This window comes from Sporofaciens musculi, from assembly GCF_009830285.1.
GTDB lineage: Bacteria > Bacillota > Clostridia > Lachnospirales > Lachnospiraceae > Sporofaciens > Sporofaciens musculi.
This window is the reverse complement of the sequence record NZ_WUQX01000001.1, coordinates 3,926,055-3,947,330: the sequence shown is the minus strand read 5'-3', so window position 1 is coordinate 3,947,330 and position 21,276 is coordinate 3,926,055. Positions and strand designations below refer to the sequence as shown.

Here is a 21,276-nt window from a genome sequence, read left to right as displayed (position 1 = left end):
GAATCTGTCCTAGTCAAAATCAAACTTCGTATACCTAATATTCATCGCCCCATACCGCGTCCGTACCATCTCGTTTTTCGCCAGCACATCATCTTCAGTCCCAGTATACTGGCATCGGATACAGTAATACTCCTTCTTATCCTTATCATAAAACATATCAATATCCAGATCCCGCATAAAACAGGAAGGACATCTATAATTTAATTTGCCTTTTCCAGATTGAGCCATGTCGCAAACATCTCCTTATCCCTTATATTTTTCTTATATCCCAGCGTAAACATAGGTGAGAACGCATATCCTTCCCTGACATACCCGTTTGCTTCGGCAGATGCAGTCATAGAAACCTTTGTCTCAATGGCCGGAATCACGGCGGAAACAGCGGACGCGCCGTTAAGGCTCTCCTCACGGCAGCGGTACTCATACGCAATCGTTTTCGTCTCGGCGCCTTCACAGGTCAGCGTAATCCCCGTCATATCCTCCGGATATTCCGTCGTCCCGTAACAAGCCACCATATACTCATTCAGTTCGACTTGAGCCTTTGGATTGCTCATTTCAAGGACAGTACGCTCAATCTTAATAGAGCCGCTTCCCTCCTCAAAATATTCCCTGGTCTGCAACGTCAGGGACAGGTCGGCAAATTCAATGGTCACAGGGTCAAGTGTCAGAACCCTGGTCGTTCCCTCCTGTGAGAAATGGGCCTTGGTACGGCACAGGCACAGGTCAACCTCCTCACCCTGATAGCTTAGCTTCGCACTCCGTATGGTTCCCTCTCCCGCATAGTGGGTAAAATATCCTGCCCGATATTTCTCCTGAATTAAGAAGGGATAAGAGGCATCCTGCACATGCTTTGTTCCGATGCCCACCTCCCACTTAAGCTTCGCGGCATAAGGACGGAGATCGAAGATTGCGCCGCCCTGGTCCATGCTGACGCCGGCTCTCATATAGGGGTCGGTATACCAGAACACCTGCTTGTCAGAACCATAGAGGATATCTCGCCAGAGCGCACATTCCGGCTCTTTGTAGGTTTTTTTCTTCCGGTAATAGTCAGCAAATTCAGACATGGTCATATCAATAAGCTTGCCCTCTTTCTTCAAATCACCGTAATACTTACATCCGTCCGAGTAGGATTTCAGCAGAAGCTCGTAAGGCGCCTCCCACCGTCCCATTTTGTTCATCCAGCCAGGTCCAACGAACATCATATTGTAGGCATATCCGTTATTATACTTCTCCTGTGCCCTATACTGGTCAATCAGATTGTAGAGATAGGGGAATTCCCAGGTCTTTGTATCATAAATCATGCCCCGCAGTACATTCTGGGGATGGGTGCCGAAGTTCGAGCCGTTCCCGTCATAACATGCCAGAAGATCTCTGGATAAGTGGGGGATGGCAACGATACCGCTGTCCTCAGACTCGTCTGAAGCGGGTGCGTGGGTATTCTGTTTAGAGGGAATCCAGGGCGCCCACGGGCCGCCGTCGAAAAGCGTATACCAGGAGTTGTTGCAGGTATGATATGCTTTTGGGCCCTCCTCCCAACAGGTTGCAATGGCACATTTGACAGAAGGGTAGGCTTCCTTGATATAGTTGGTCAAATCTGCATCCATGTAGTAAGAACCGGTAGATTCAGGGTAGAAGCCAAAGGTATCGTGGAACTTGCCGAACACGTCGTCCACAATCCGTTTCTTGTCCTCCATAGAGAACATCCAGATACAGAAGTCCTTAGTCTTATACTTTTCACGGAATTCCTCACAGGGAAGCCCAAGAAGGGACAGGGCAATCTCGTCCCCGTATGCCTCATGGTCGTTTTTGGCGATTGCCACAGCCTCCGCATTAAAAAGCGCGGCATAGGTCATGTGAATCGTAACCTTCAACCCATTTTCATGGGCAAGCCTCTGCTGGGTCTTGAAGATATCCAAAGATTCCGTCAGAAGCTTCTTGTCTCCAATATCCTCCTCTTTGCCGTGTCCTGTGACGGTTGCAGAATACTCTGGAACCATCTCAGGACGGTGGATTACATTAAGAATAAATTCACTCATTTTCAAAATACTCCTATCATTGTTATAGGCCACAATACACGGGCATCCCCCGTAGGATTTGGGAAGCATATGGTTGTGAGCCGGTTAATAATATATCCGGCATGTATGCCCGCCTGTGCGGGAAAACATGCCGGACATCCGTAAGCTATAATCATTCAGTTAATTATTTAACAGCGCCGGTAATACCTTCTGCGAACTGCTTCTGCAATACGAAGAATACGATCATCGTAGGAATAGAGCAGAACAATACGCCCATCATAATCATACCATAGTCAATCTTGTAACCGCCAATGGTATTGGCAATCAACATAACCATGTTCAATGACTTACCGTCTGTCATGATTACCTTTGGCCACAGATACGCATTCCATGCGTTCATGAAGGTGATAACCGCAGCCGCCGCATACGTAGACCTCATGGTTGGGAAGAACATGCGGAAGAAGATTCCAATCTCGGTCAACCCGTCAAGTCTTGCTGCCTCGATGATGTCAACCGGAAATGCACGGGCATTCTGCCGGAACATCATGATCATAAACGGCGTTGAAATCATAGGAAGGAAGAAGCCGATTGTCGTGTTCAGAAGTTTTGCCTTGGAAAACATCTGGAACAATGGAATCATGGTTGCCACCTGAGGAATCATCATCGCAAGCAGCAAGATGGAGAATAATTTATCCTTCCATTTGTCATGGTAAACCTCGAATCCGTAACCAGCCAGTGAACAGATAAACAAACAGATAATCGTCACTGAGATGGCGTAAACGAAGGAGTTGGTCATCGCACGTGCCAGCGGCTGCTGAGCAACCAGGTTCCGGAAATTCTCTGCCGCAAAAGAACCAGGCATCAGACGTCCTTTTGAGATGTCGATGTAGTTATTCGTGGCAGCAGATATCATCCACAGGAACGGAAATATTGAGATGATAGAAAAAATCGTCAAAAATATGTAGGTAGGAATCAGCCTGCGCTGAATCATAGATTTGTTCTTTTTCTCAGTCACGTGTATCACCTACTTTCAGATTAATAAATGCTAAGATAGCAACTATAATGAATACGAAGAATGCCATGGCGCTTCCGTAACCGAAATTCGGGGCACGCAGGAAACAGGTATTGTATATATAATGGGACATTGTAATTGTCGCATTGGCGGGTCCGCCGTTGGTCAGGTTGACAGACTCGTCGAACAACTGCAAAGTACCGTTGATGGACATGATAAAGGTCATGATAATCGTTGGCTTCAAAAGCGGTACTGTGATTCCCCAGAAGGTCTTCCAGCCGTTGGCGCCGTCGATCTTTGCTGCCTCATATACGGAATACTCAATATTCTGAAGTCCTGCAAGATAGAATACCATGTTATATCCAGTCCATCTCCAAATCAGAGCGATTATGATTACCATCTTTGCCGACCAAGCAGTTCCAAGGAAATTATAACCCTGATCCAGTAGTCCAATCTTGACTAATGCATTATTAACCAGTCCATCCTGTGCAAACAGGAAACGGAAAATAATCGCATAGGAAACCAATGACGTTGCACAAGGCAGAAATACACAGGTCCGGAAAAATCCTTTGAACCGGAGATCCTTGTTGTTCAGAAGCTGTGCCAGCAGGATTGCAAGCACCAGCATGATCGGCACCTGAATTGCCAGATAGAAGAATGTATTTCCCACTGACCGAAGAAATACTCTGTCTTCAAACATTCGGGCATAGTTGGAAAAACCAGTAAATCTGTAGTTGGCACCTTTACCTGTCTGAAGAGACAGAATAAAAGCCCTGATCATGGGGTAGAAGCTCATGACTGCGATCATAATAGTTGCCGGAGTGAGGAATGCCCAGCCGGCGGCTTTCTGCTTCGCAATCAGGCTCATACCTTTCTTTTTAGGTTCCATAGAAAAACCCCCTTCGTTCCTTAAGCTATATGTAGTTTGTATAATAGTTCGGGGGAACCATGATACGGTCCCCCCGAAAATATTATCGCGTAAATCAGACCGGGTATGTTTTATTCATAATAGAATTCAGCATCTGCCTGAGCCTGCTCTAAGGTCTTTTCCTTGTCGCCGCCGGTCATAATATCCTGGATTGCTGTAGAGATAACCTCACGAACATCATAGTAGTAAGCGCTTGTGTTGTTGGTAGGTGTCTTCTCAGCATACTCAACGATGGTAGAGTAGATTGGCTGGTCATTCCAGAATTCCTGTGGAGCCTGATAAGCTTCGGACTCGCCAGCAGGTCCCCATGTACCGATTGCACCGGTAGTAGGAAGAATGTTTGCATACAGGTCTTCGCTTCCTGCAAATGTCTTAGCAAGGAAATCGAAAGCAAGGTCTGTGTTCTTGCAGTTAGAAGTTACATACCAGGAAGAACCACCGTTGTTGGAGTAGTTCGTAGCATCTGCGGTCTTAACCAGTTTAGGCATATTGGTAATCTCCCACTTACCTGCTGTGTCTTCCATACCCATGATTGTAGCCATAATCCAGTTACCATTGATGGTTCCTGCACACTGCTCATTGGTGATAGAAGATACGTACTCATCCCACTCATTTACTTCATAGAAGATGCCTTCTTTTACCATCTTCTGATAGATATCGATACACTCATTCAGCGGATCGTTGCCAACAAGGTTCGGAGTTCCGTCCTCGTTAAACAGGGAAGCGCCGGCGGACTGAAGCATCATCATGATGATATCCTGGCTGTTAGCCTGTCCGGACAGCATGTATTTACCGGTCTTTTCCTTAACTACTTTACCAATCTCAATGAACTTGTCCCAGTCGATGTCTGTGATGTCGTCGATCGAATAACCTGCCTCCTCCAGAATGTCTGTACGATAACAGGAAACAACCGCGCCATTGTCGAACGGTACGCCATAGTTCTTGCCGTCTACGGTAGAGTAGCTTAACTTACCTTCTGCAAACTGTGAGAAATCAATTCCGCTGTCTGTCAGGTCTGTAAATGCTTCTGGATAGAAGGAAACGAACTTCTGATAGGAGTTGTCCTGCATCAGAACAATGTCCGGCATAGTTCCGAAATCACCGGATTCTGCACATGTCTGTAGCTTTGTCTCACAGTCATCTGACAAAGTCTCAACAACTTCAAGCTCAAACTTGTCGTTTACAGTGTCTTTGTAAATCTTGCCAGCCTCCTCGATTGCCGGAATATTGAATGCCGGATCCCATGTCCATACGACCAGCTTGTCCCCACCTGAGCTGCCGCCTGCATCAGAACCAGAATCACCGCCGCTGCCAGAGCCACTGTCATCGGAGCCGCCACCGCCGCCGCATGCTGCAAGTGAGAATGCCATTGCTCCCACGAGTAATACTGAAAGTAACTTTTTCTTCATAATCTTTGTCCTCCTTTTGATAAATTACTTTATGCTCGTATTATATCAATATAAACGCGCCAAAAGTTTGCATTATCAATCGTATAGTGTGCAAAATCAACTATGTCTAGTGCTATTGCATTAGATTCGACAAGAAGCGTCATCTTTTTTGGTAATAATTATGAAAAAGAACAGCCCCAAAGCAGGCTTTAATCAGAAGTACGCTCTGATGATAGCGCCAGTCTTTGGGGCAGGAGGTCAAGATATGTAGTTATTATGTCAGAAATACCCGTTCTGGATATCTTCGCTTGATGGTCATAAGCATATCTTCGTTTAAGTCCAGAAGCAGCTTAATCTTTTCCCGATTTTCTGTGATAATCATGGTATAGAAGGGAGTATCCTCCTCGTAAGAGGTATAGTCATATTTGGTAAGTCTGATGCTTCCGCCCTCCTTTCGGTATTTGGCCACAGCGTCATGCCAGTTGGGAGCAAGGACCTCCAATGCCTCCATATCCAGATAATGGGCGGCTTTGCGGTGTTTTTTGCCGAATATGACATCAATGGTGAGATGATTTTCCTCCAGAATATATTCGTATTCCTTCTGACTGTAGGTATTATAGAAGTAGTAGAGAACTACCAGAAGAAAGCCTGGCAGCATGAACCCCTGGGAGATTGTGATGCCCAGCAGCAGAAGGATTACTGCAAAAACGAGCATGACTGTACGAAGAAAACCTGTCATGGGCTTAGGTTTGCGTATTACCTGTTCTACAATTTTATAGTTGTACATAGTATGTTTCCTCCTGTAATTAAAACTTTTCATATCATATCAGTTTAGCCTGCGGAACTCAAGGGGCGTAACGCCGGTTATCTTTTTAAACATGGCGATAAAGTGGCTGGCGTCAGAAAATCCCGTCTCTGCGGCAATCTGCTGCACCTCCATACGGGGATTGGAAACCAAAAGCTCTCTGGCCTTGTTAATCCGAAAGGTGGTCAGATACTCATAAACAGAGCATCCGAGAAAACGCCGGAACAGGCGTGACAAATATTGGGGCGTGACATAGACCCTGCCGCTTAAGTCAGATACTGTGAGCTCTGAGTTGTAATGGGTTTCAATCTCTTTTATTATTGGTGCAACATAGCGCAAATATAAGGGCTCGTCGGTCAAGGGGCGGGGATGCCGGCTGTTGGTAAAATGCATCAGCAAATCGTAGCATTTAAGAGAAAGGGCGCGGGTATCTGCGGACAGAAGGTCCCAGTTCTCCATGATTTCGTTGATTAAGGCGCTAATCATAGCTCCCTGCTCCTTCTCTATGAATATAATTGGTTTATTTCCCACCATTTTATCAATGCTGCTGTGGATGGTACCGGTAAATGTGGCGAAGGCGGTCAGCCATTCTTCTGTGTTTCTCTCATAGGAATGATGGAGATATGGAGAGATTAAAAGCCCCTCGTTTTCATTTAGGACGTATTCAGTCCCCTGGACTTTGACCGTTCCGCACCCTTGCTCTGTCTGGAGATAATGATAGAGGGGAAACCCCTTGGGCCTTAGTACGCGGTCTTGACTCCAGCAGCAGCCGATGGAATCGAAGATGAAAGGCTCGATGACCGGAAAATTTCTGTAATGTATCGCCATGATAATCACCTGTTTCAAAAAGTTATATTATATAGTTTAACATATTACACTTTCTTTTGTCTATCCGTAATATAATAAGGGCATGCAGAGAAAATTTATTCATGAGTATGTAAGGAGGAGCAGCTATGGAGAGAGAATTCGATTATGGGAAATTAAAGGACCCTCAGTATTTCCGTGACGGAAGACTTGACGCACATTCTGATCACAGATACTATGGGTCTGTATTGGATATGGAGGCAGATTATGAAGAATTTAAGGAGAGTCTGAATGGGCTGTGGAAGTTTCATTATGCCAGAAATTATAAGTCCGCAGTCAGGGGATTTGAGAAAACAGATTATTGCTGTAAGGATTGGGATGATATCCATGTGCCTGCCCATATCCAGATGGAGGGATACGACGTGCCTCAGTACGCCAATGTGCAGTACCCATGGGAAGGGCATGACGAGATTGAGCCGGGCGAGATACCAGAGTATTTCAACCCTGTGGCAAGCTATGTAAAGTATTTCAATGTACCGGAGAGGATGAAGGGGAGACGGCTTTTTATCTCCTTCCAGGGCGCAGAGAGCGGACTGGCTTTGTGGCTGAACGGGGCGTTTGTGGGATACAGCGAGGATTCCTTCACACCGTCAGAATTTGAACTAACGGATTATTTGGTGGAGGGTGAGAACAAGCTCTCCGCTCAGGTATTCAAATGGACAGCCTCAAGCTGGTGCGAGGATCAGGATTTTTATCGTTTCTCAGGTATCTACAGGGATGTGTATCTTTATACGGTTCCGGATGTACATGTGCGTGATTTAAAGATTTGCGCGATTCCGGATGAGACTTTGAAGAAAGCGGCGTTTGATATCCGTATGGAGATGATTTCCCAAGAAAAGCCAGAGGGAAAGGCGGTTATCCGGCTTACAAAAGATGGAAGCAAGATTATAGAAGAAGAATTGGCCTTGGGGACGGAGGTTTCTCATTCCTGGACTGTGGACGAGCCTGAGCTTTGGAGTGCAGAGGAGCCGAAGCTCTATGACCTGACGATCGAGATTTATAATGCCGCCGGAGAGCTTATGGAGGTGATACCGGAGAAGGTTGGCTTCAGAAGGTTTGAGATGAAAGACCATATCATGACTCTGAATGGAAGAAGGATTGTATTCAAAGGTGTGAATCGTCACGAGTTCAGTTCTGTGAGCGGACGTTATGTAAGCGAGGCAGAGCTTCGCAAGGATCTTGAGACGATGAAGCGCAGCAATATCAATGCGATTCGCACCTGCCATTATCCGGACGGGTCTCTCATCTACCGTCTCTGTGATGAGTATGGTCTCTATCTGATTGACGAGACGAACCTGGAATCCCATGGAACCTGGGATACGGCGATGATGACAGGAGATAAATCCCGCGTTGTGCCCAATGACAGACAGGAATGGCTTGACATGATGCTTGACCGTGTGAATTCCATATACCAGAGGGACAAGAACCATGCGTCAATTCTCATCTGGTCCTGCGGAAATGAGTCTTACGGCGGAAAGGACATCTACGAGATGTCGCAGCTTTTCCGGAAGTTAGATCCCAACCGCCTGGTTCATTATGAAGGGGTGCACCATGACCGCCGTTATAATGACACCAGCGATATGGAGAGTCAGATGTATACACCAGTGGAGGGAATTAAGGAATTCCTGGCCAATGACAGGAGTAAACCGTTTATCTGCTGTGAATATACCCATGCAATGGGGAATTCCTGTGGAGCGATGCATAAGTATACAGATTTGACGGATACGGAGCCGTTGTACCAGGGCGGATTTATCTGGGATTATATTGACCAGACTATTTGCAAGAAGGATAGATATGGGAAGGAATTCCAAGCTTACGGCGGAGATTTTGGAGAGCGTCCAACAGATTATAATTTCAGTGCAAATGGAATCGTCTATGGAAACCGAGAGGCTTCCCCCAAGATGCAGGAGGTTAAATTCAATTACCAGAATATTACGGCAAAGGTAGGAAGGACCGAGGTAGAGGTCATCAATAAGAACCTGTTTGTCAATACGGATATTTTTGAGTGTCGCGTCACGGTGGCAAGGGATGGACATATAATTAGACGGGCAGTTTTGGAGACTCATGTAGAGCCCCTTGGCAATGAGACATATAATCTGCCGATTCCCCAGGAGACTTTGGCAGGCGAGTATGCTGTTACCGTATCCTTCCATCTGAGACAGGATGAAATCTGGGCGAAAAAAGGCCATGAGGTGGCGTTTGGACAGTATGTATATCAGATTGAGAAGGCAGAAAAGGTATGCAGTAACGGCGTGAAGGTAATCAGGAGTACGCACAATATCGGTGTGAGAGGAACTCATTTTGAGGTAATGTTCTCTGTCCTTTCAGGCGGATTGGTTTCCTATAAATTTGCAGGAAAAGAGATGCTTAGGTCCATTCCGAAGCCTAACTTCTGGAGAGCGCCTGTGGATAATGACTGGGGAAATCAGATGCCAGCCCGCTATGCACAGTGGAAGATTGCCAGTATGTATCTTACCGACAAGGCGATGGGAGACGAGCTGTTTAAGATGAGTTTCTTGGAGGCTCAGGAAGGAGAACACAGCGCCACGGTGTCATTTACCTATCATCTGTGCACCATACCAAAGGCCAAGTGCCAGGTGTCATACGAGGTATTTGGGGATGGACGTGTGAAGACCACTCTTTCCTATGATCCGGTCAAAGAGTTGGGAGATATGCCAGAATTCGGTATGATGTTCAAGCTGGATGCAGATTACAACCATGTGAAGTGGTATGGTCTTGGTCCTGCGGAAACCTATGGGGACCGTAAGATGGGTGGAAAGCTTGGAATTTATGAGAATCTGGTGGAGGACAATATGGCGCAGTATATTGTTCCACAGGAGTGTGGGAATAAGGAGGATGTGCGTTATGCGGAGGTTACAGACAGTAAGGGCCAGGGCATGAGGTTTCAGGCGACGTCCGAGAATGGGCCTATGTGCTTCTCAGCGCTGCCTTATACGCCTCATGAACTTGAGAATGCTATGCATCCTTTTGAACTGCCACAGGTACACTATACGGTAATTCGGGCTTCTAAAGCGCAGATGGGAATTGCGGGAGACGACAGTTGGGGGTCAAAGACCCATCCAGAGTATCTGCTTGATACGAGTAAGAAGATGGAGTTTAGCTTCTGGTTCTGTGGGATATAAACTGATCCATTAAGTAAAAAATATACAAGATATGGCATTTTATTTTATAAAAAGTGAATTTCGCCATATCTTGTATATTTTTGTTTAAAGTGATGAAGGTATAAGCAGGGACAGATATTTTTCATAGTTGACCCCGTCATTGCGTGGTACTTGCTCTTTGACGGAGTCAATTAGGGCCATCTCCAGGAATTGTCCTGCTTTTTCTATTGTAGAAGATAAAGAGTTCTTCTGTGCGCATCCGCCGGCAATACAGGAGGCGAACAGGTCGCCGGTGCCGGAGTAGCTGCCGCCAATGTAGGGAAAAGAAAACAGAGAGGAGCCGTTTAAGTCAATCAGCAGATTGCCCATTTTTTGGATCCTATCTGGGTCGTGGAAACGAATTCCTGTGACAATCACATATTTTGGTCCTTTTCTGCAAAATTCCTGCCCTATATCCTGAATTGTCTGAATTAGCTCAGAAAAATTATTTTTTGACATTAGAGACTGGTAGTCTGTGTCTGTCAGAAGGCATAATTCCGTGAGATTCGGTGTAATGATGTCAGCCTGTAAAGCCAGTTTATGCATCTGTTCAAGGAGAGCAGGCGTATAAAATGGATAAGGCTTTCCATCGTCACCCATGACAGGGTCTACCAGAAGGAAGGTGTCTGGACGCTGGAAGGTCTCAAGGAAATAAAAAATCTGGCTAATCTGCGCTTCTCCTGCAACAAAGCCTGTATAGATTCCGTCAAAATGTTGTCCCATCTTCTCCCATTCGCTGCGGAAATATTCCATTTTGTCTGTATAATCGTCACAATAGTAGCTGGGATACCCGGTCTGGGCAGTCAGTATAGCTGTGGGGAGGGGACATGCCTGTACGCCCATTGCCGACAGGACGGAGATTGCCGCAGTAAGGGAACACCGCCCAAAGCCGGATAGATCATTGATTACTGCTATTTTTTTAGTCATAGAGTTCTATTTTCCTTATATGTTGTTGTAGTCTTGGAATATTGCTGTAATAAGCTGCATCAATATTCATCTTTCATACATGGTATCACCAGAGTGGATAGATTAAAAAGTCCAGATTATCAAAAATTAACCAGTCCAGTGGTTTGGAGAAATAATGAGCGCATGGATCTGGTGATTTATTACAAGGGAGAGCAGAATGTAATCGAACTTAAAATATGGCGGGGAAATGCCTATAACGAGCGAGGCGAGGACCAGTTGGCTAACTACCTGGAATATTTTCATCTGAAGAAAGGATACATGCTCAGCTTTAACTTTAACAAGAAAAAAGAGATTGGCATAAAGGAGATTCAGGTAGGCGATAAGACATTGATAGAAGCGGTAGTGTAATTTTCTCACATATTGACAAAATCATTTTTGCCGGATATACTAATAATCATAAGAGCAGTTGCGAATTATATTTTATAGTTTGCAGCTGCTTTTTTATTTTTATATCACAGGAGGTTTTGTAAAATGAAGTATCAGATTAAATGGAAAGAATTAGGAATCGACCTTTTGGTGGATATTGCGGCAAGTATGCTGATTGCAGTCGGAATCTACAACTTTGCTCTGAATGCTAATTTTCCGGTGGCAGGCTTCTCTGGAATCGCCATTATCCTCTACCACCTGTTCGGGCTTCCTGTGGGTGCGGGAACCCTGCTGTTAAATGTTCCGGTTGCCATATTCTGTTATAAATTCCTTGGCAGAACATTTTTCTTAAAGTCAGTCAAGACCATGATTATATCTTCCGTCTTTCTGGATTACATTGCCCCCTGTTTTCCGGTGTACGACGGCAACCGCCTTTTGGCGGCTCTGTGTATGGGCGTCCTTTGCGGCGCGGGATATGCGATTGTGTTCATGCGCGGCTCCTCCACAGGAGGCCAGGACTTTATCAGCGTTGCGATCAAGAAAGTAAAGCCTCACTTCTCACTGGGAATCATTACCTTTGTGCTGGATACCACCACAATCATCATGGGAAGCCTGATTGTGTTTAAAGATATAGACGGTTTTATCTACGGAATTATCGTGACCTACCTTATGGCAATCGTGATGGACCGTATCCTGTATGGCGTTGACGAAGGGAAGATGACTTTGATTGTGACAGAGCATGGAGCAGAGGTTGCAGAGTCGATTGATGCATACTCAGGGAGAGGCTCGACAATCCTTAAAGGAACAGGAAGCTACTCCAAGCAGCACAAAGACGTTGTCATGTGCGCCTGTAACAACAAACAGATGTATACCATCAAGAAAATGGTGCGCCAGATTGACCCACGGGCATTTACGATTATCATGGAATCAAATGAGGTGGTGGGCGAAGGCTTTAAAGAAGAAGTATAAAAAGGGGGCTGTTTACTTAGACAGCCCACTCATTCATATTCAAAATAGGGTATAAGCCAATGTCTTACTTAGCGTACAGCTTTACCAGCTCCAATACAACATCCACGCTCTTGTCCATTCCTTCTACCGTAATGTGCTCATAAGGCCCATGGTAAGCGTGCCCGCCGGTTCCAAGATTGGGGCAGGGCAGTCCCTTGAAGCTTAACTGGCATCCGTCCGTACCTCCGCGAATGGGAATGACAAGGGGCGTCACGCCCGCATTTTCACAGGCAGTCTTGGCATTGTCAATCAGATGCATACATCCCGCGATGATCTCCGCCATATTCTTATACTGTTCCGTAATGGTGAGGGTGACCGTTCCCTCGCCCCATTTTGCGTTCAGATTCTTCTCAATCAGCCGAAGGGTCCCTTTTCTTGCCTCGAAAAAGTCCTTGTCGTGATCTCGGACAATATAATTCAACTGCGCCTTTGCACATTCCCCAGACATACTCATAAGGTGATAGAAGCCCTCGTAGCCTTCTGTACCGCGGGAGGTCTCCATGCCAGGCAGGAGAGAGTTAATCTCCATGGCAACCAGGCTTGCGTTAATCATAGTATCCTTTCCGGAGCCAGGATGGACGTTGAAGCCCTTCACGTCAAACCGCGCCTTGCAGGCATTAAAGTTCTCATACTGAATCTCGCCCTCTGTATCGCCGTCCAGTGTGTAAGCATAGTCTGCGCCAAATGCCTCCACGTCGAAATGGGACGCGCCTGTACCCACCTCCTCATCCGGTGTAAATGCAACGCAGATGGGACCATGTGGAATATTTTCCTTTACAAGCCTCTCAACCATGGTGAGAATCTCAGCGATTCCTGCTTTGTCGTCTGCGCCCAGAATAGTGGTCCCGTCGCTGGTAATCAGCGTGCGCCCTGTAAGGCTGGTGAGATGGCTGAAATTCTCTGGACTTAACACCAGTCCGCTGTCTCCCAGAGCCAGCTCTTTACCATCGTAATTCTCTGTGAGGACAGGCTTAATCTCATGGTCGCAGAAATCTGCCACTGTATCCATATGAGCGATAAAACCAATAGCAGGCTTATCCTTTAGTCCTTCGGTTGCAGGCAGTTTTCCGTAGAGGTAGCACTGGTCGTCAAGTCGGACATCTGTAAGACCTAATTCCTCCATCTCCGCTTTAAGCAGGCGCGCAAGGTCAAACTGACAGTCGGAAGACGGAACCGTGTCGCTGTTCTCATCGCTTGGCGTGCGTACAACCACATACTTAAGTAAACGTTCGTATGCTTTCATAAATATTTTCCTCTTTTCTAAATATATTTCCGCAGACAGCCGCATATACTGTGGCGGAGTTAAAGTACATACATGTGTTTTTCAGTATAGCATAAATATTTTTCGATTGCATTAATAAATGCTTCTGTTGTAGAAAAATAATCCGAAGTGTGATACAATTCATTTGGCGAAAATCATTGATTTGATAACAGGAGGCAGTTAAATAAAATGAGATTAACCCAGTTGTTAGAACATTTAGAATATGAAGTCGTAAAGGGAAACCATGAGATTGAAGTCACAGAGCTTATTAACGATTCCCGAAAGGTGACGCCAGGATGTGTATTTGTCTGCATCAGCGGCGCGGTATCCGACGGTCACGAGTATGCAGGAGAGGTTGGGGCAAAAGGCGCGAAAGCATTGATTACAGAAAAAGAGGTGGAGGCTTTGGAGGATGTGACGGTGATCCGTGTGAAGGATACCCGTTACGCCTTGGCTTTGATGTCTGCGGCGTACTTCGGCTATCCGGCAGATAAGCTTAAGATTATCGGAATTACCGGAACCAAGGGAAAGACCACCACCACCTATATGGTAAAATCCATTCTGGAGGGCGTGGGACACAAGGTAGGTCTGATTGGTACTATCGAGGCAATTATTGGCGATAAGTCAATATCTGCTAACAACACAACGCCGGAATCCTACACGATTCATCAGTATTTTGCGGAAATGGTCAAGGCAGGGTGCGACAGTGTTGTGATGGAGGTTTCCTCACAGGGGCTTATGCTTCACAGGACAGCCGGAATTCCTTTTGAGATTGGAATCTTTACCAATCTGGGGGAGGACCATATCGGACCGAATGAGCACAAGGATTTTGAGGATTACAAACGCTGCAAGGGGATTTTATTTACCCAGTGCAGGCTTGGCATTGCCAATATAGATGACCCTTGGTATCAGGATGTATTCAGGAATGCCACATGTCAAGTAGAGACATTTGGAATGTCTAAGGAGGCAGATTTGCGGGCCACAGACATTGAGCACATTACAAGACCAGGATATTTGGGCGTCCGTTACCATGTAAACGGGCTTATGGATTTTGATGTGGAAATCGACATTCCTGGGGATTTCAGCGTATACAATTCACTGACAGCTATTGCGGTGTGCAGGCATTTTAACGTTCCTGTGGAGAACATAAAAAATGCGCTTAAGGTGGCGAAGGTGAGAGGACGTATTGAGATGGTGAAGGTGTCGGATGAATTTACCATGATGATCGATTATGCGCATAACGCCATGAGTCTTGAGAGCTTGCTTCACACTCTGCGGGATTATCATCCAGAGAGAATTGTGACTATTTTTGGATGCGGAGGGAATCGATCGCGGACCAGACGATATGAGATGGGCGAGGTGTCGGGCAGGATGTCGGATTTAACGATTATCACGTCAGACAACCCTCGGTTTGAGGAGCCACAGGTAATCATTGACGACATTATCACAGGAATGAAGAAGACAGACGGGGAATACATTTCCATCTGTGACCGGAAAGAGGCCATACGGTATGCCATTGAACACGGCAGGGCGGGAGATGTGATTATTCTGGCTGGCAAAGGCCATGAAACCTATCAGGAGATTAAGGGTGTAAAATATGATATGGACGACCGCAATCTGATTAAAGAGGTGTTGGAAGAACTTTAAGGATAGGGCAGGCAGATGGGATTAGGGGAGATGCATGTACGCGGATATAATAGTAGATATTACACATGAGAAACTTGATAAGGTGTTTCAATACAGAATTCCGCCAAAGCTTGAGGGCGCGCTTCAGATTGGGATGGAGGTCGTTGTTCCCTTTGGAAAGGGAAATAAAGAAATCAGAGGTTATGTGACCGGATTTTCCCATAAGCCAGGATATGACGAAAAAAAGATGAAGCCGATTCTATGTATAGCCCAGGGAAGCGTAGCCATTGAGTCAAGGCTAGTGGCCCTTGCGGCGTGGATGAAGGAATATTATGGCGGGACCATGATTCAGGCATTGAAAACGGTAATTCCTATTAAGAAGCAGGAAAAAGCGCGAAGGAAAAGGCGTGTTCGCCTTCTGTTGAGTGAAGATGCAGGGAAGGAGCAGCTTGAAATATTTCTTCACAAGAACCAGAAGGCAAGGGCAAGGCTTTTGGCCGCGCTTCTTGAACAGCCGGAGCAGGATTATGAGCTTCTGACAAAGAAACTGAATGTGACAGGAGCCGTAATCCGCGCCTTGGAGGAAAAGAAGATGATTTCTCTTAACTCCGAGAATGTATTTCGCAATCCCATCCATCATAAGAGCCAGGGGACAGAGTCGCCGGAATTTACTGTGGAGCAGCAACATGCAATCAACAGTTTTAGGGAAGACTATAGGAAAGGGCTTCGGAAAACTTATCTGGTATACGGAATTACGGGAAGCGGCAAGACGGAGGTTTACATGGAGATGATTGCTGAAGTGCTGGAAGCAGGCAGTCAGGCCATCGTCCTGATTCCTGAGATTGCGCTTACGTATCAGACGGTAATGCGTTTCTATGGAAGATTTGGGGACCGAGTGTCTATCCTTAATTCCAGGATGTCGGCGGGAGAGCGTTACGACCAGATGGAGAGGGTGAAGTCAGGCGAGGTGGATGTGATGATTGGCCCTCGTTCTGCACTGTTTACCCCCTTTCCCCATTTAGGGCTGATTGTGATTGACGAGGAGCATGAGTCTGCATATAAGAGCGAGCAGACGCCCAGGTATCATGCCAGGGATACGGCCATCGAACGGGCGAAAAGGGAGGGGGCAAGCGTGGTGCTTGGCTCTGCCACACCGTCCCTGGAATCGTTTTATGCCTGCAAATGCGGGCATTTTCAACTTTTAGAGCTTAAGCAGCGGGCTGGGGAGGGAGAGCTTCCCAAAGTTTACGTAGAGGACATGCGAAAAGAGCTAAGAGCAGGAAACCGTTCGATTCTCAGTGATCGGCTGAAAAATCTGATAGATTCAAGGCTCTTGAGGCATGAGCAGGTTATGTTATTTTTGAATCGCAGGGGATATGCTGGTTTTGTTTCTTGCAGGTCTTGCGGATATGTAGTAAAATGTTCTCATTGCGATGTTTCTCTGGCGGCGCACAAAGGCGGCAGAATGATTTGTCATTACTGCGGGTATGAGGAACCTGCTGTAAATATTTGTCCCTGCTGCGGTTCTTTGTATATCGGAGGATTTAGGGCAGGAACCCAGCAGATTGAGGAGTTGGTGAAAAGGCAGTTTCCGGCTGCGCGGGTTCTTCGGATGGATATGGATACCACAAGGACGAAGGACGGGCATGAGAAGATACTGGAAACATTTGCCAGTGAAGATGCGGATATTCTGATTGGAACCCAGATGATCGTCAAGGGACATGATTTCCCCAATGTGACGTTAGTAGGAATTCTGGCGGCGGATATGTCCCTTTATTCCAGCGATTATCGGGCCGCAGAGAGGACCTTCCAGCTTCTGACCCAAGCGGCGGGCCGTGCCGGACGGGGAAGGAGTAAGGGAGAGGTTGTAATCCAGACCTACAGTCCCGATCATTACAGTGTGAAGCTTGCGGCGGCACAGGATTATGAAGGCTTCTATGCAGCCGAGATGGAGTATCGTAAGATGATGGGCTATCCGCCTGTAGAACAGTTATTGGCAGTCCTGATGACAGGGCCTGACGAGAACAACCTTGAGACAGCCGCAAAATATTTAAAAGAGTTTGCGATTAGGGTTGATAAGAAGGGAATACTACAGATGATCGGGCCGGCAAGTCCCTATGTGGCGAAGGTCAGCGACGTGTACCGAAGGGTGCTGTATTTAAAGGGGAGAGACAATCGGCTTCTGATTGAGGTGAAAAACCGAATGGAAAAATATATTGAGATTAATAAAGGCTTTCAGACTATGAGGATTCAGTTTGATTTTAATCCCATGAACGTATTTTAGGAGACTTTAAGTTGAATATAGATTGAGAAGAAAACCGAGAGGAGACAGATTATGGCAATAAGGAAGATTCGGGAGCTTGGAGACGAGGTTCTGACTAAGAAATGTAAGGATGTAACGAAGATGACGCTGCGCAACAGGATTTTAATCAACGACATGCTGGATACCATGTATGAGGCCCAGGGTGTAGGGCTTGCTGCGCCCCAAGTGGGAGTTCTGAAAAAGATTGTGGTTATTGATATCGGTGATGGCCCGATTGTGCTGATTAATCCGGAGATTTTGGAGGTGTCCGGTGAGCAGACGGGGGAAGAAGCTTGCTTGAGTGTTCCAGGCAAGGCTGGAACCGTGACCAGGCCTAACTATGTCCGGATTCGGACGCTGACCGAGGATATGGAGGAGATCGAGATGGAAGGGGATGAGCTTCTGGCAAGGGCATTCTGCCATGAGATCGACCATCTGGAGGGAAAAATGTATGTGGAGATGGTGGAAGGCGGTCTTCATGACGCGGTTTACGAGGAGGAAGAGTAGATGAGAGTTATTTTCATGGGAACTCCTGATTTTTCCGTGGGGACGCTAAAAGCTTTGATTGATGCGGGACATGAGGTAGTGCTTGCGGTAACGCAGCCCGACAAGCCCAAGGGACGAGGCGGTAAGATGCAGTATACGCCGGTTAAGGAGAAGGCCCTTGAGCATCAGATACCAGTGTTTCAGCCAAAACGCGTGCGGGCTTCTGAGTGTATTGAGGAATTGAGAAAATATCAGGCTGACGTAATCGTTGTAATTGCCTTCGGCCAGATTTTGCCCAGGGAGATATTGGAGATGACGCCCTACGGCTGTATCAATGTCCATGCGTCGCTGCTCCCCAAATATCGTGGGGCGGCCCCAATTCAGTGGGCGGTCATTAATGGAGAGAAGATTTCCGGTGTCACCACCATGCAGATGGACGAGGGGCTGGACACGGGGGATATGCTGCTTAAGACAGAGATTGTATTGGACGAAAAGGAGACGGGAGACAGCCTTCATGATAAGCTTGCCGACGCGGGGGCCAAGCTTTGCGTGCGTACGCTGAAAGAGTTGGAGGAGGGCACCGTTAAGCCTGAGGCTCAGGGAGACAGCCCAACGGAGTATGCCAGGATGTTAGATAAGAGTCTGGGTGAGATCGACTGGAATCAGGATGCCGTATCCATCGAGAGGCTGATACGGGGCTTGAATTCCTGGCCAAGCGCTTACACAGATTGGGACGGAAAGGTGATGAAGCTCTGGGAAGCCCAGGTGATAGAGGGGCAGGAGACGAAAGAGGCTGTGGGAACGGTTGTTAAGGTTGAAAAGGATGGCTTCTTCGTTCAGACCGGATGTGGACTTCTTAAAGTGCTGGCATTACAGATACCAGGAAAGAAGCGGATGGAGGCAGGAGCGTTCCTTCGAGGGTATACAATGAAAGAGGGGACGATTTTAGGAAATCATTAAGAATTGTTAAATTTGTATGAAAAACAGGTAATTTGCCTGTTTTTCATATATAATACTTTGTATATGTTGTTGAATGGTAATAGTCTAGGAGGTGTAGCTTAATGTATTATGGAATGGATCCCACATATATTTTGGTAGTGATTGGTCTTGTAATCTGTCTGCTGGCGTCGGCGAAGATGAAGTCTACCTTCAGCAAGTATTCCAAGGTCAGGAATCATTCTGGCATAACCGGTCGGCAGGCGGCAGAGCAGATTTTGAGGCAGGCTGGTATCTATGACGTACAGATCGAGCATATTGCGGGAGATTTGACGGACCACTATGACCCGCGGTCAAAGGTTCTGCGACTGTCGGATGCAACCTACAATTCTGTGTCCGTTGCGGCTCTTGGAGTGGCTGCTCACGAGTGCGGACATGCAATCCAGCATGATACAGGCTATGCGCCGCTTCAGATTAGAGGCGCCCTGGTGCCGGTGGTGAATTTTGGAAGCGCCATTGCATGGCCTTTGATTTTGATTGGACTGTTTTTTAACAGTCAGTCCTCTATGTTGTTTTTGAATCTGGGGATTCTGGCATTTTCGCTGGCAGTCTTATTCCAGATTGTGACGCTTCCGGTTGAGTTTAATGCGTCAAGCCGTGCCATCCGTATTTTAGGCGGCAGCGGAATTCTCTATGAGGACGAGGTCAACGCTACGAAGAAGGTGCTGTTTGCAGCGGCGCTTACCTATGTGGCAGGTGCTGTTTCTGCGGCATTACAGCTTTTGCGTATCATTTTGCTGGCAAATAATCGGAGACGATAATAAGGCGGAGGATTTTTTATGGCACAGTCCACAAATACCCGTGACTTGGTTTTGGAGATTTTGCTTCAGATTACCCGTGACGGGGAATATAGCCATATTGCGCTTAAGAATGCCTTAGACCAGTATCAGTATCTAAAAAAGCAGGACAGGGCATTTATCACGAGAGTGGTGAACGGCACCTTAGAGCGTATGATTGAGCTGGATTATATCATCGACCAGTTCTCCAAGGTCAAGGTGAACAAGATGAAGCCAGTGATTCGGACAATACTAAGGAGTGCGGTATATCAATTAAAATATATGGACAGCGTTCCGGCTTCCGCGGCATGTAATGAGGCGGTCAAGCTGGCGGTCAACAGAGGCTTTGGCAGTCTTCGGGGCTTTGTCAATGGAGTGCTTCGCAATATTGCCAGAAACTTGTCTGATGTCAAAGGGCCTCCAAAGAAGGAGAGGCTTCGCGCGCTGTCTGTGCAATACTCCTTACCGGAATGGATACTTAAGGAATGGCTTTTGGAGTATGAGGAGGAGACGGTATGCGCCATGGCAGAGGAGTTCCTGAATGAGAGACCTTTGACAGTCCGGTTTAATCCAGACAGGATATCAAAAGAGGAACTTCTTAAGATGCTAAAGGCAGAAGGAGTCAGCGTCAGGGAGGTCGAAGGTATATCCTGTGCTCTTTATCTTTCGGATGTTGACTATCTGATGAAGCTTGAAAGTTTTAAAAAAGGGTACTACCAGGTACAGGACAAAAGCTCTATGCAGGTGGCAATGTGGGCTTCCCCAAAAGAGGGCGACTACATCATTGATGTCTGCGCAGCACCTGGCGGCAAAGCGATTCATCTTGCGGAGATGCTTCGGGGAACCGGTCACGTGGAGGCGCGGGACTTGACAGAATATAAAGTAGGGCTTATATGGGACAATATCCGGCGAAGCGGTATGACGAACATAGAAGCAGTACAGAGGGATGCTCGTGTAAGGGACGAGGCGTCTGTGGGGAAGGCGGATATTGTAATTGCGGATCTGCCCTGCTCCGGCCTTGGCGTGCTGGGCAGGAAGCCGGATTTAAAATACAAGATGACTCAGGAGACACAGCGGGAGTTGGTGAAGCTTCAACAGGAGATTCTGTCTGTGACGGCAGAATATGTGAAGGCCGGCGGAACGCTTATTTACAGTACATGTACAATACACAGAGAAGAAAATGAGAGGAATGCCCGGTGGTTTGAAAGACAGTTTCCCCAATTCCATATGCTTCGTGAGTGTCAGAACTTACCCAATCGTTCTTTGGGCGACGGTTTCTATATTGCAATGTTCAGAAGAACGTAGGAATTGGAAAAGGT

Annotated in this window: 17 protein-coding genes and 1 pseudogene; 9 read left to right on the top strand and 9 right to left on the bottom strand. The window is 46.8% G+C overall.

The features are described from left to right. Positions 1-9: 9 nt before the first annotated feature. The 7 genes from GN277_RS20170 to GN277_RS20140 form a co-directional block, all read right to left on the bottom strand. Complete coding sequence (locus tag GN277_RS20170) at positions 10-228, bottom strand: hypothetical protein (RefSeq protein ID WP_159753009.1); 219 nt, start codon at positions 226-228, stop codon at positions 10-12. After that, complete coding sequence (locus tag GN277_RS20165) at positions 201-2,033, bottom strand: hypothetical protein (protein WP_159753007.1); 1,833 nt, start codon at positions 2,031-2,033, stop codon at positions 201-203. Before GN277_RS20165 ends, GN277_RS20170 begins: the two co-directional genes overlap by 28 nt. Positions 2,034-2,196: 163 nt before the next feature. After that, on the bottom strand, positions 2,197-3,003 hold the full coding sequence (locus tag GN277_RS20160; protein ID WP_159753005.1) for a carbohydrate ABC transporter permease: 807 nt from the start codon (positions 3,001-3,003) through the stop codon (positions 2,197-2,199). Between the two features lie 16 nt (positions 3,004-3,019). Next, positions 3,020-3,913 (bottom strand): carbohydrate ABC transporter permease, encoded by an 894-nt coding sequence (locus GN277_RS20155; RefSeq protein WP_159753003.1) that lies wholly within the window; start codon positions 3,911-3,913, stop codon positions 3,020-3,022. A gap of 110 nt (positions 3,914-4,023) precedes the next feature. Beyond that, positions 4,024-5,361, bottom strand: a complete 1,338-nt coding sequence (locus tag GN277_RS20150) for an extracellular solute-binding protein (RefSeq protein WP_159753001.1) — start codon at positions 5,359-5,361, stop codon at positions 4,024-4,026. Positions 5,362-5,614: 253 nt separating this feature from the next. Beyond that, positions 5,615-6,127 (bottom strand): hypothetical protein, encoded by a 513-nt coding sequence (locus tag GN277_RS20145; RefSeq protein WP_159752999.1) that lies wholly within the window; start codon positions 6,125-6,127, stop codon positions 5,615-5,617. A 39-nt stretch (positions 6,128-6,166) separates the two neighbouring features. Beyond that, complete coding sequence (locus GN277_RS20140; protein WP_159752997.1) at positions 6,167-6,973, bottom strand: helix-turn-helix domain-containing protein; 807 nt, start codon at positions 6,971-6,973, stop codon at positions 6,167-6,169. A gap of 125 nt (positions 6,974-7,098) precedes the next feature. On the opposite strand from GN277_RS20140, the gene GN277_RS20135 reads away from it, so the two are divergent. Continuing rightward, a complete protein-coding gene (locus GN277_RS20135; RefSeq protein ID WP_159752995.1) occupies positions 7,099-10,152 on the top strand; it encodes a glycoside hydrolase family 2 TIM barrel-domain containing protein in 3,054 nt (1,017 codons plus the stop codon). Positions 10,153-10,236: 84 nt separating this feature from the next. On the opposite strand, the gene GN277_RS20130 is transcribed toward GN277_RS20135, so the two are convergent. Beyond that, a complete protein-coding gene (locus tag GN277_RS20130) occupies positions 10,237-11,097 on the bottom strand; it encodes a pyridoxamine kinase (protein WP_159752993.1) in 861 nt (286 codons plus the stop codon). A 147-nt stretch (positions 11,098-11,244) separates the two neighbouring features. On the opposite strand from GN277_RS20130, the pseudogene GN277_RS20125 reads away from it, so the two are divergent. Both GN277_RS20125 and GN277_RS20120 read left to right on the top strand, forming a co-directional pair. Beyond that, a pseudogene (locus GN277_RS20125) lies at positions 11,245-11,484 on the top strand (GxxExxY protein); the annotation flags it as partial. A 123-nt stretch (positions 11,485-11,607) separates the two neighbouring features. Next, entirely contained in the window at positions 11,608-12,471 is an 864-nt protein-coding gene (locus tag GN277_RS20120) for a YitT family protein (RefSeq protein ID WP_159752989.1), read from the top strand. 64 nt (positions 12,472-12,535) lie between these two features. Here the strand turns inward: GN277_RS20120 and pepT are convergent, their stop codons facing one another. Continuing rightward, complete coding sequence (gene pepT, locus GN277_RS20115) at positions 12,536-13,753, bottom strand: peptidase T (RefSeq protein ID WP_159752987.1); 1,218 nt, start codon at positions 13,751-13,753, stop codon at positions 12,536-12,538. A gap of 207 nt (positions 13,754-13,960) precedes the next feature. On the opposite strand from pepT, the gene GN277_RS20110 reads away from it, so the two are divergent. The 6 genes from GN277_RS20110 (at position 13,961) to rsmB (ending at position 21,262) form a co-directional block, all read left to right on the top strand. Beyond that, the gene (locus GN277_RS20110; RefSeq protein WP_159752985.1) at positions 13,961-15,418 is read left to right on the top strand and encodes a UDP-N-acetylmuramoyl-L-alanyl-D-glutamate--2,6-diaminopimelate ligase; all 1,458 of its coding nucleotides are present in this window, start codon (positions 13,961-13,963) and stop codon (positions 15,416-15,418) included. A gap of 34 nt (positions 15,419-15,452) precedes the next feature. Further along, a complete protein-coding gene (priA, locus tag GN277_RS20105; protein ID WP_159752983.1) occupies positions 15,453-17,681 on the top strand; it encodes a replication restart helicase PriA in 2,229 nt (742 codons plus the stop codon). Positions 17,682-17,732: 51 nt separating this feature from the next. Beyond that, on the top strand, positions 17,733-18,206 hold the full coding sequence (gene def / locus GN277_RS20100) for a peptide deformylase (RefSeq protein WP_159752981.1): 474 nt from the start codon (positions 17,733-17,735) through the stop codon (positions 18,204-18,206). Further along, positions 18,207-19,145 carry a methionyl-tRNA formyltransferase gene (gene fmt, locus GN277_RS20095; RefSeq protein WP_159752979.1) on the top strand — a complete coding sequence of 313 codons (939 nt, stop codon included), beginning with the start codon at positions 18,207-18,209 and terminating at the stop codon, positions 19,143-19,145. Positions 19,146-19,246: 101 nt separating this feature from the next. Next, a complete protein-coding gene (locus tag GN277_RS20090; RefSeq protein WP_159752977.1) occupies positions 19,247-19,942 on the top strand; it encodes a zinc metallopeptidase in 696 nt (231 codons plus the stop codon). A gap of 18 nt (positions 19,943-19,960) precedes the next feature. Further along, positions 19,961-21,262, top strand: coding sequence for a 16S rRNA (cytosine(967)-C(5))-methyltransferase RsmB (rsmB, locus tag GN277_RS20085; protein ID WP_159752975.1), 1,302 nt, complete (start codon positions 19,961-19,963; stop codon positions 21,260-21,262). Positions 21,263-21,276: the final 14 nt, after the last annotated feature.

Coding starts and splice junctions, on each gene's coding strand:
- priA (WP_159752983.1), top strand. CDS start 15,453: ATGTACGCGGATATAATAGTAGATATTACACATGAGAAACTTGATAAG.
- GN277_RS20170 (WP_159753009.1), bottom strand. CDS start 228: ATGGCTCAATCTGGAAAAGGCAAATTAAATTATAGATGTCCTTCCTGT.
- fmt (WP_159752979.1), top strand. CDS start 18,207: ATGAGAGTTATTTTCATGGGAACTCCTGATTTTTCCGTGGGGACGCTA.
- GN277_RS20165 (WP_159753007.1), bottom strand. CDS start 2,033: ATGAGTGAATTTATTCTTAATGTAATCCACCGTCCTGAGATGGTTCCA.
- GN277_RS20120 (WP_159752989.1), top strand. CDS start 11,608: ATGAAGTATCAGATTAAATGGAAAGAATTAGGAATCGACCTTTTGGTG.
- GN277_RS20140 (WP_159752997.1), bottom strand. CDS start 6,973: ATGGCGATACATTACAGAAATTTTCCGGTCATCGAGCCTTTCATCTTC.
- GN277_RS20130 (WP_159752993.1), bottom strand. CDS start 11,097: ATGACTAAAAAAATAGCAGTAATCAATGATCTATCCGGCTTTGGGCGG.
- GN277_RS20135 (WP_159752995.1), top strand. CDS start 7,099: ATGGAGAGAGAATTCGATTATGGGAAATTAAAGGACCCTCAGTATTTC.
- def (WP_159752981.1), top strand. CDS start 17,733: ATGGCAATAAGGAAGATTCGGGAGCTTGGAGACGAGGTTCTGACTAAG.
- GN277_RS20150 (WP_159753001.1), bottom strand. CDS start 5,361: ATGAAGAAAAAGTTACTTTCAGTATTACTCGTGGGAGCAATGGCATTC.
- GN277_RS20145 (WP_159752999.1), bottom strand. CDS start 6,127: ATGTACAACTATAAAATTGTAGAACAGGTAATACGCAAACCTAAGCCC.
- GN277_RS20155 (WP_159753003.1), bottom strand. CDS start 3,913: ATGGAACCTAAAAAGAAAGGTATGAGCCTGATTGCGAAGCAGAAAGCC.
- pepT (WP_159752987.1), bottom strand. CDS start 13,753: ATGAAAGCATACGAACGTTTACTTAAGTATGTGGTTGTACGCACGCCA.
- GN277_RS20090 (WP_159752977.1), top strand. CDS start 19,247: ATGTATTATGGAATGGATCCCACATATATTTTGGTAGTGATTGGTCTT.
- GN277_RS20110 (WP_159752985.1), top strand. CDS start 13,961: ATGAGATTAACCCAGTTGTTAGAACATTTAGAATATGAAGTCGTAAAG.
- GN277_RS20160 (WP_159753005.1), bottom strand. CDS start 3,003: ATGATTCAGCGCAGGCTGATTCCTACCTACATATTTTTGACGATTTTT.
- rsmB (WP_159752975.1), top strand. CDS start 19,961: ATGGCACAGTCCACAAATACCCGTGACTTGGTTTTGGAGATTTTGCTT.